Annotated in this window: 2 protein-coding genes; both read right to left on the bottom strand. The window is 30.1% G+C overall.

What is annotated here, in order from left to right; genetic code table 11:
- Positions 1 to 148 precede the first annotated feature (148 nt).
- Positions 149 to 472, bottom strand: a complete 324-nt coding sequence (locus tag ACFINI_RS10010; protein ID WP_015856199.1) for a helix-turn-helix domain-containing protein — start codon at positions 470 to 472, stop codon at positions 149 to 151.
- Between the two features lies 1 nt (position 473).
- The gene (locus tag ACFINI_RS10005) at positions 474 to 824 is read right to left on the bottom strand and encodes a type II toxin-antitoxin system RelE/ParE family toxin (protein ID WP_041581387.1); all 351 of its coding nucleotides are present in this window, start codon (positions 822 to 824) and stop codon (positions 474 to 476) included.
- Positions 825 to 949 lie beyond the last annotated feature (125 nt).

Below are 949 nucleotides of genomic sequence, written 5' to 3'. Positions count from 1 at the left end.
AAAAATACAATAAAGTCAATAGTTTGTTTGTAATTATTTTATAAGAATCCACTTAAGAATCCACACTTTTATACGTGATTCATTTGACTATTTTTTATATAAGATTGCCATGCATGAATAGATCCAAAAAAGCTAATCATAAAGAAGTTTAAGAAGAAAAAACAACTTCAAAATGTCCTTCAAGCGTTTTAACTTCTTTCGGATTAACAATAATCTTTATATCGTTTCCCAATTTTGCCAAACACTCAAGCATTTTCATTTCACTAATTCCTCGAAATTCTCCACTTAAGAGTTTAGACAGTTTTGGTTGAGTCATTTTTAAAAGTTGACTAGCCTGTTTTTGTGTTAAGTTCTTTTCTTTCAGAATTTGACTAATCTTATGAGCAAGTTGCGCTTTGATAAGCATCTCTCTGGAATCTGAAAAGCCAAGATCCGCATAAACATTGGAACTACCGTGAAAAACATTGATCATTTTAATTCCCTTCTAATTGTTCTGCTAACTTGAGACGTTCTTTAATCAGATTAATGTCTGGTTTTGGTGTTGCAATGCCACGGGTCGATTTTTTCTGAAAACAATGCAACACATAAAGAGATTTTTTATATTGTATCGTATAAACAGCGCGATAAGTTCCTTGAATATCGCGTTCAATAATTTCTAGAACATTGGCAGATCCAAACCCCTTGAGAACCTTAACATTTTCTCCTCTATCTCCTATCTGAGCAAGATAAAGAGCATAACCAATCCTTTGTTGAATAAGATCAGGAAGACTTTTTATATCTTTGAGTGAAGAACCAAGCCATATGATACGTTTTATTTTACTCATGATTATTAATATACCTATATGGATATATTTTCAAGTGGTTATTCTAATTTTGTGATTTTTTAATAACTATTATTAATAAAATTGACTTGATAAAAATGGTAACAAAAAACCATAATTGTTTATTT

Origin of the sequence: Bartonella sp. AA56HLJMS (genome assembly GCF_042197145.1) — a bacterium.
In the GTDB taxonomy this organism is placed as follows: domain Bacteria; phylum Pseudomonadota; class Alphaproteobacteria; order Rhizobiales; family Rhizobiaceae; genus Bartonella.
This window is presented reverse-complemented; position numbering and strand designations above follow the sequence as displayed.